This is a genomic window from Phormidium pseudopriestleyi FRX01 (assembly GCF_017313335.1).
GTDB classification, from domain to species: Bacteria; Cyanobacteriota; Cyanobacteriia; order Cyanobacteriales; family Laspinemataceae; genus Laspinema; species Laspinema pseudopriestleyi.
The window spans coordinates 1-7,121 of the sequence record NZ_JAFLQW010000575.1 but is presented as its reverse complement, the minus strand read 5'-3'; the positions used below and the strand labels follow the sequence as shown (position 1 = coordinate 7,121).

Annotated in this window: 10 protein-coding genes; 5 read left to right on the top strand and 5 right to left on the bottom strand. The window is 47.4% G+C overall.

What is annotated here, in order from left to right; genetic code table 11:
* From J0895_RS21900 to pedR, 3 genes are all read right to left on the bottom strand, one after another.
* Positions 1-368 (bottom strand): ATP phosphoribosyltransferase regulatory subunit (locus J0895_RS21900; RefSeq protein WP_207090116.1); only part of this gene is annotated, 368 nt, incomplete at its 3' end.
* Between the two features lie 73 nt (positions 369-441).
* Positions 442-720, bottom strand: a complete 279-nt coding sequence (locus J0895_RS21895; RefSeq protein ID WP_207090114.1) for an acyltransferase — start codon at positions 718-720, stop codon at positions 442-444.
* 13 nt (positions 721-733) lie between these two features.
* Positions 734-1,063, bottom strand: coding sequence for a photosynthetic electron transport-dependent transcriptional regulator PedR (gene pedR / locus J0895_RS21890; RefSeq protein ID WP_207090113.1), 330 nt, complete (start codon positions 1,061-1,063; stop codon positions 734-736).
* A 337-nt stretch (positions 1,064-1,400) separates the two neighbouring features.
* On the opposite strand from pedR, the gene J0895_RS21885 reads away from it, so the two are divergent.
* The 4 genes from J0895_RS21885 to J0895_RS21870 all read left to right on the top strand — a co-directional run bounded on the left by J0895_RS21885 (position 1,401) and on the right by J0895_RS21870 (position 4,214).
* Positions 1,401-1,883: a DUF4168 domain-containing protein gene (locus J0895_RS21885; RefSeq protein WP_207090112.1), complete on the top strand. Its 483-nt coding sequence runs from the start codon at positions 1,401-1,403 to the stop codon at positions 1,881-1,883.
* 137 nt (positions 1,884-2,020) lie between these two features.
* On the top strand, positions 2,021-2,992 hold the full coding sequence (locus J0895_RS21880; RefSeq protein ID WP_207090111.1) for a carbohydrate kinase family protein: 972 nt from the start codon (positions 2,021-2,023) through the stop codon (positions 2,990-2,992).
* Between the two features lie 97 nt (positions 2,993-3,089).
* Positions 3,090-3,581: a CYTH domain-containing protein gene (locus J0895_RS21875; RefSeq protein WP_207090110.1), complete on the top strand. Its 492-nt coding sequence runs from the start codon at positions 3,090-3,092 to the stop codon at positions 3,579-3,581.
* A gap of 153 nt (positions 3,582-3,734) precedes the next feature.
* Positions 3,735-4,214, top strand: coding sequence for a pentapeptide repeat-containing protein (locus J0895_RS21870; RefSeq protein ID WP_207090109.1), 480 nt, complete (start codon positions 3,735-3,737; stop codon positions 4,212-4,214).
* 113 nt (positions 4,215-4,327) lie between these two features.
* On the opposite strand, the gene J0895_RS21865 is transcribed toward J0895_RS21870, so the two are convergent.
* Entirely contained in the window at positions 4,328-5,224 is an 897-nt protein-coding gene (locus tag J0895_RS21865; protein WP_207090108.1) for a DUF5895 domain-containing protein, read from the bottom strand.
* A gap of 92 nt (positions 5,225-5,316) precedes the next feature.
* Between J0895_RS21865 and J0895_RS21860 the strand changes: the two genes are divergently transcribed.
* Positions 5,317-6,360 (top strand): WD40 repeat domain-containing protein, encoded by a 1,044-nt coding sequence (locus tag J0895_RS21860; protein WP_242541499.1) that lies wholly within the window; start codon positions 5,317-5,319, stop codon positions 6,358-6,360.
* A 20-nt stretch (positions 6,361-6,380) separates the two neighbouring features.
* Here J0895_RS21860 and J0895_RS21855 read toward each other — a convergent pair.
* A partial coding sequence (locus tag J0895_RS21855; protein ID WP_207090107.1) for a hypothetical protein occupies positions 6,381-7,121 on the bottom strand: 741 nt, incomplete at its 5' end.

Here is a 7,121-nt window from a genome sequence, read left to right as displayed (position 1 = left end):
CGTCCCGCCTGGGGTCGTTCATAGCGGAACATCGGTCCAGTGTACCACAACCGCTGCACCCCCCCGGAGGCGTGCAGTTTCTGCTCAATATAGGCGCGGACCACTCCTGCAGTGCCTTCGGGACGCAGAGTCATGGAGTAGGGTTTTTTTCCCCGACTCTGGAAGCTGTACATTTCCTTGCCAACGACATCTGTCGCTTCCCCAATCCCCCGTTCAAATAGGGACGTTAGTTCAAAAACTGGCGTCCGAATTTCTCGATAGCTGGCTTTGCCGAGGATTTCTCGGACAACGGCTTCCACTTTTTGCCAATAGCCTACCTCCGTAGGTAGGATATCTCGGGTTCCTCGTAATGCTTGAATTGCGCCCATTGCTTCGTTTTCGATTGCTGCTATTTCCCAGATAAAATCAGCCAAAATTGGCGATTTTATGACCCAAAATATCCTAGGATTTCCGACGATGGCGATCGCGGTAATATCCTAGGATTTGTTCCACCCGTTGACTTGCGATCGGTTCCGCATCCGGTCCATACTTAATTGATATTCCGGCGATTTGGCTGTCAAAATAATTAAACACTGCGGCAGTTTGGGGAATCAGTTCAACCTCTACCCCTTGAACCTGCCGCAGATGCGCTGCTAATTCTAGATAAACCGTCAATGGCAGTCCTGGGATTTCATATTGAACCGAATTGTTTTCGGTTCCGTGAGTTTTTAACTCTTCCATGTTTAATGACTGCTTACCCTAGGTCCTCAATCTTTTGAGTGTCTTCAATCTGTTCATGAACAGGTTCGAGTTCGGGTTCTTCGTCGGTTAATTGCGGTAAGGTACAGCAATTAACATCATCTATGCAAACCTTACCCGACTGCAAGGCCCATCTGACTAATGCCACGCGATTCGCGGTTTTTGTTTTGTTCAGAATATTGCTGATATGGTTATCCACCGTCCTCTTGCTAATTTCTAGCGATTCTGCTATATCCTGATTGGTCAAACCAGATGCTACCAGTTCAATCACCTGTAGCTCTCGCTCCGAAAGGGTTACATGGGTCTGAGAGTCCCCGCCAGCCATAATCATTTCCTATCTCTGTATATCTACCTATATTGTACTGATTCTATCGGAAATCTGTCTCAAATCTCATGGATTTTACGCTTAATTTGTCTTTTAGTCATCTGGAGGCGGATGGGGAGGTGGGGAACTCAGGCAGATCGGGGAGCTCGGGGAGAGTTTCGTAGTAACGACTTCAGTCGTTTTCCCCTCCATCCATCCCATCCACCCCATCCACCCCATCCACCCCATCCACCCCATCCACTCCATCTCCCCATCCCTAAAGTATGGGAAGCTATTCAGAACCGGGAATTATCAACCCATGAATCACCGCACAAATTGTCCTAAAATCAACTGAACTATGAGTCTAAAAATCAAGCATTTCATCCAGCATCAATTCCATCAATTTATGTCGAAAAAATGGCCGCAATTGATAGCTATTTTAGGAATAGTGACCGCAATATGGTTTTGGGGAATTGGAGGCGCGATCGCCTCGGAGGGTCTGGATGCCTTAACCGTCCCTTCCCCCGCATCAGAGGCGGCTCCCAATCGCCCAACCCTTGATACCAATACGATCCCCTCGGCTAAGGTTTCTCAGTTTGTCGGGGCTTATTTACAAGTCTTGCGTCAAATTGAGGGCCGACAACAAGAATTGCTCTCGGCACCGACTTCCCTAGAGTCACAACGGATCGAACGGGAAATTGAAAGCGCATCAATTGCGGCGATCGAGGAAGCGGGATTGACGAAACAGGAGTATTTCCAAATGCTCTCTCTGGCTAATATCGACCCGGAATTTGGCGAACGGATTGCTGCTGGAATTCAAGAGGCTACAAACCAAGAATAAACCCCAAACTACTCATTTTTACCCCCATTCTCTCCAGGTAATTTTCTTTGTGGGTCATCAATCCCTGACTTGAGAGAGATGCTCAATTTCTTGTAGGCTGTAAATTGAAGCATATATTGCAATCGAGAAGTCAAGTGATGAATCATCCACAAGTTTTGTGTTTAGGGGAAATTCTATTTGATTGTTTGGCCGATCGCCCGGGTCAAGCTTATGAGGAGGTTGAATCTTGGACTCCTTATCCTGGAGGTGCACCGGCAAATGTGGCCTCTGGCTTGGTGAAATTGGGGACTCCAGCCGGATTTATTGGCTGTGTGGGACAGGATGACGCCGGGGACGAACTGGTGAGTCTGCTTAAGGATATTGGCGTGGATTGTACTGGGGTGCAGCGTCATGATACAGCACCCACTCGCAAGGTGTATGTCGTCCGTTCTGAGGATGGCGATCGCAGCTTTGCCGGGTTTGGGGAAATCGACACCACGGAATTTGCAGATACTCGCCTCCAAGCGGATCAGTTACCCCATGAATTGTTTTTTAATGCAGATTTTCTAGTCGTAGGCAGTTTAGAACTGGCCTTTCCTGATTCAAGAAAAGCCGTTTTTCGCGCTTTAGATATGGCAGAGCAATATGATATAAAAATTGCCATTGATATCAATCGCCGGGATATGTTTTGGACAGAATCAACTGAATCTAAATCCCTTATTGAAGACTTAATTAAACGGGTTGATTTTTTAAAAATAACCGATGAAGAAGCAGCCTGGTTATTTGATACCATTGATGCCGGTGCAATTAAGTATCGTCTTGGCAATGTGGAAGGGGTTTTAGTAACGGCAGGGGACAAAGGCTGTACCTATTGTCTCGGGGAAAATGAAGGTTCTATGCCGGCTTTTTCGGTAGATGTGGTGGATACCACCGGGGCCGGAGATGGCTTCGTTGCGGGATTTATTCATCAGGTTTGTGTTCATGGGGTCAAATACTTAGAAAACCCAGAACAAGCCAAAGAAGTCATCCGATATGCAACGGCAGTGGGAGCATTGACGACTACCCGACCGGGTGCGATCGCCGCTCAACCCCAGTCGATGGAAGTAACGGCTTTTCTGGCAACTCATTAAATCAAGTCCGGCAGCATCAAAGCTGTTTCTCCCAGGACAAAGCCCGCAGATGCGGGCTAATTTTAAATCAGATAATTCAGATGGGGTATTCTTAAAAATGGCTATAGAAATTGAACGGAAATTTTTAGTCAAAAATCAAGCATGGCGATCGCTGGCTGTGGGAACTCCCTATCGACAGGGTTACATTGCTAACAGTCAGGGTCGAACGGTGCGAGTGCGCCAAATTGGGAAGCAAGGATATCTCACCATTAAAGGCCCCTCCCAGGGCAATTCTCGTCCCGAGTTTGAGTATCCTATTCCCCTAGAAGATGCTCAATTTATGTTAGAACATCTCTGTACTCCCCCTTTAATTGAAAAACACCGCTATAAAATTAAATGGGGAGAGTTACTCTGGGAAGTGGATGAATTTTTTGGAGGGAATCAAGGCTTAATTGTGGCCGAAGTTGAACTCACTGATGAAAATCAAATTATAGAATTGCCGGAGTGGATTGGTCAAGAAGTCTCTGATGACCCGCGCTACTTTAATGCCAATTTGTCTACTTATCCCTATTCTCAGTGGACTGAAGCGAACTCGGGGTCACCAGAATAAGACAGGACTGCGATCGGCTAAGGTGAAAGCAAACCGACCCCTCCATCGGTCTGTTCCGGGCGATCGCCCTTAAATATCTTTAAAACGGCTTAAAAATGTGTCACTTCCTTGTAGACTAGGTATTGAATCAGACGGCTTTCCCAAGGACAAAACATGGACGTTAAAGAACTCATTGATCGCTATGCCGCAGGAGACCGAAATTTTCCTGAAATCGACCTCAGCAACGCTGACTTACAACAAGTTGACCTGAGTCAGTGCAACTTGAATGGAGCCAACTTAAGTGGGTGCGATCTGCGCGGTGCGAATCTCAGGCAGGTCTCTTTAGCTGAAGCGAATTTGAGTTGGGCAAATTTAGAAGGTGCTCATCTGTTGGAAGCTTCTCTCAATGGGGCGAATTTAGAAAGCGCTAATTTGAATAAAGCCCTCCTCGATGGAGCCAATCTTTTTGGTGCCAATTTTACTCGCGCTGATTTACGAGGTGCGGATTTGAAAATGGCTGATTTAACGGAAGCAGACCTGAGTTTTGCCAACCTGGATGGGGCTAATTTATGGGGGGCATATTTAACCGGGACCAAGGTCAAATATGCGATCGGTCTGCAAACAGTGAATCCCCCCGTTGATGAGTCAAAATAGGGCGATCGCCTCTCCAAATCATCCCCCTGCGATCGCCCCAATTTCACCCTACAGACGCCCCATTTTCGCGTCTTTCCCAGGCATTTTCCGGGACCGAACCCTTGTTAATCTGTTTAATAAGGCGGTTCCGGATACTCAAACTCATCCTCATAGGCATCAGCATTGCTATCTAAGGTACTCGGGGGAGTTGCCGTCTCCACCTTCGGTACCTCCACTTTGGGAATATCCTCACCAAAGTCATTATATTCCTCAAAAGTCTCGCAAATTAAAGCCGATTCTTCCGAATTCGACGGAATCATATAATCCGCTAAATTGCTGGCGGTTGGATGTTCATAATCACTGGTATCAGCCACCCATGCTGTATTATTACCTTTTCCTTTTTCTACCGCCTCAAAGGTCGGGCAGAAAATCCCATGAGCATGAAACAGGGAGCCTTTTGGAGTATAGGGTTGTCTGCGAAAATCTGCATAAGCCTGTTCCAACTCCGCCGTAAATCCGGTGACTGTTCCGGTTTTTCCATAACGGTAGGCCATCCCAAAACCAGCACCAGCCGAGCCACTCAAGGTTAAACGCAGAGGAGTTTGATGGAGTAATTTTTGGTTTTGTCCAATAAAGAAAATCAGATAGCGGGTGAAGGGTTTATATTTGAGGCGATCGGCTTTAAAGGCATCATAGAAATCCATCAACCGTCCGACAATATCCCCAGTCACCCGGTCTTTTAGACAAATTGGACCCTGGCGGATAATCAGCAATCGCGGTGTCGTCGTCATCAGGAGCGTTTCAACATCCCCGGTACTAAATTCGTGTTCCACTGGCTGCCAATTTTCATCCGGCGTAAACCCCGATGCCTTCGCTTGGTCCAGTTTAACGGCTAATCCATAAGGCTTGAGTCCATCCAGATGTAATCTGGGATTAATCATCTGACACCAAGGCAATAATTTAGATGGGGGTGCCTTAAATTTTTCATCCTCGAAATCAAAGGTGGGAGAAGGGTTCATGGTGCTTGTCATATTAATTGCTTCTTGCTTCAGTTTACCGGGTCTCGTGATCGGGAAAAGGTGATGCTCTATCTTAGGGTCAACTCGCTATAGTAGAATACCGGATGAGTCAATTGGGGTTTTTGATCCAGATCGAACCGATCGCTGGAGCAGCTCTAGCATCCATCGATTGCACCCTTGAACTCGATACTCTGAAAAATTTAAGATTTTCGCGATCGCCAACGTTCATGATCAACCCCTCTCCCACCTGGACCTGTAGCCACACCCTCACCGCCCATTCTGCCGCCATTCTTGACCTGGCTTTTAGTCCCGATGGACATACCTTAGCCACTGCCTCTCTCGATACCACCATCATCCTCTGGAATCCCCACACCGGCGAAGAACGTCAGACCCTCATCGGTCATACTGATTTTGTCAACGCCATTGCCTTCAGCAGTGATGGCAAAGTGCTCGTAAGTGGGTCCCTAGACCAAACCCTGCGAATCTGGTCGGTTCGGACTGGGGAGGTGACCCGGACTCTCTCAGGTCATCGCAAACCCATTGAATCCGTCGCCATTTCCCCCGATGGTCAAACCCTAGCCAGTGGCAGTTGGGACCGCACCATTAAACTTTGGGACGCGAACACGGGTCAGGCTTTACAAACCCTGACAGGTCATGAAAAACCCACCGTTACGGTTGCGTTTAGTCCCGATGGCAGGGCTTTAGTGAGTGGCAGTTGGGACCGCACCATTAAACTCTGGAACGTTGCGATCGGGGAAAGTTATCGCACCATTCAGGCTCATTCTAATCCCATTGAATGTGTCAAATTCAGTCCCGATGGAGAAATATTAGCCAGCAGCAGTCTCGATTCAACGGTGAAACTTTGGAATATCCAAACCGGGGAATTAATCCATACTTTAAGCGGACATACTGATGGAATTCGCTCTGTGGCTTTTAGTCCTGATGGTCGCTATTTAGGCAGTGCCAGCAGTGATAAAACTATTAAAATTTGGGCTGTAGAAACCGGGGAAGAATTGGCAACCCTGCGCGACCATTCCAGTTATGTGTTTGCGATCGCCTTCAGCCCTGATGGACAAACTTTAGCCACTGGCGGCGATGATAAAACCATTAAACTCTGGCGCATTTCCCCCCCCTACCCGCAGCAGTAACCCTCCGTTCATCATCGGCGTTATTCCCTCTCTTTATCCCGCTTGATCTGTTGTTCTCCTTCCGCCTCCAAATATTCGTAATTCGGATAATCGGTAATCGGGGCCTGGGTTTGAGCCTTGATTCCCTCTTGGGTCAATAGGGTTTTCAATCCCCCCACAACCCCTGCTACTAACGCATTATAATTCCCCACAGACTGGCTGAGAGTTTGGGCGTTGCGGCTGTCCCAATATCCCCCCTCATCATAAACTGATTCTAAAATCCCCAGGTCCTGGGCAATATCTAACATCTGAATGACCAATCCGTGACATTTCAGAAAGTTTTTCATTCCTCCATATTCCGGATTGCTGGCATATTGGGTTTTGCAGAAATTTGACCAAGACCAATGGGGTAAATTGGTGGGGATAGTGCGAATCTCCACCTTGGTCTCATCTATTTTTCCCGTTCTTTTTTCCTCAATTTTTATTTTGAAATCCTCCCACCCCCAGGGTTTTATCTCATTCGGGTCTGCACCAGGTTCAGGTTTTCTGAGTTTGATTTGCGTCGTTTCCGGAAACAGGGCGAGTCCAAAATTAGCCGATTCGCATCCCTTTCCCGGCAATACCGTAAAGGCAATCAACTGCACTGGATCTACAAAAAAGTATGAGTTTTCGTATTCTATCCCCCGGGCGGCCTCTAATTGTAAAAATCGATGGAGTTCCTCCATTTTATTTCCCTGTTCTCGGCCTTTGTCCCCCACTAATTCCACGACTTCACTCACTTT

Bases quoted from the DNA above. Each gene is read 5' to 3' on its own strand.
- J0895_RS21895 (WP_207090114.1), bottom strand. From the start codon at position 720: ATGGAAGAGTTAAAAACTCACGGAACCGAAAACAATTCGGTTCAATAT.
- J0895_RS21885 (WP_207090112.1), top strand. From the start codon at position 1,401: ATGAGTCTAAAAATCAAGCATTTCATCCAGCATCAATTCCATCAATTT.
- J0895_RS21875 (WP_207090110.1), top strand. From the start codon at position 3,090: ATGGCTATAGAAATTGAACGGAAATTTTTAGTCAAAAATCAAGCATGG.
- J0895_RS21860 (WP_242541499.1), top strand. From the start codon at position 5,317: ATGAGTCAATTGGGGTTTTTGATCCAGATCGAACCGATCGCTGGAGCA.
- pedR (WP_207090113.1), bottom strand. From the start codon at position 1,063: ATGGCTGGCGGGGACTCTCAGACCCATGTAACCCTTTCGGAGCGAGAG.
- J0895_RS21865 (WP_207090108.1), bottom strand. From the start codon at position 5,224: ATGACAAGCACCATGAACCCTTCTCCCACCTTTGATTTCGAGGATGAA.
- J0895_RS21880 (WP_207090111.1), top strand. From the start codon at position 2,021: ATGAATCATCCACAAGTTTTGTGTTTAGGGGAAATTCTATTTGATTGT.
- J0895_RS21870 (WP_207090109.1), top strand. From the start codon at position 3,735: ATGGACGTTAAAGAACTCATTGATCGCTATGCCGCAGGAGACCGAAAT.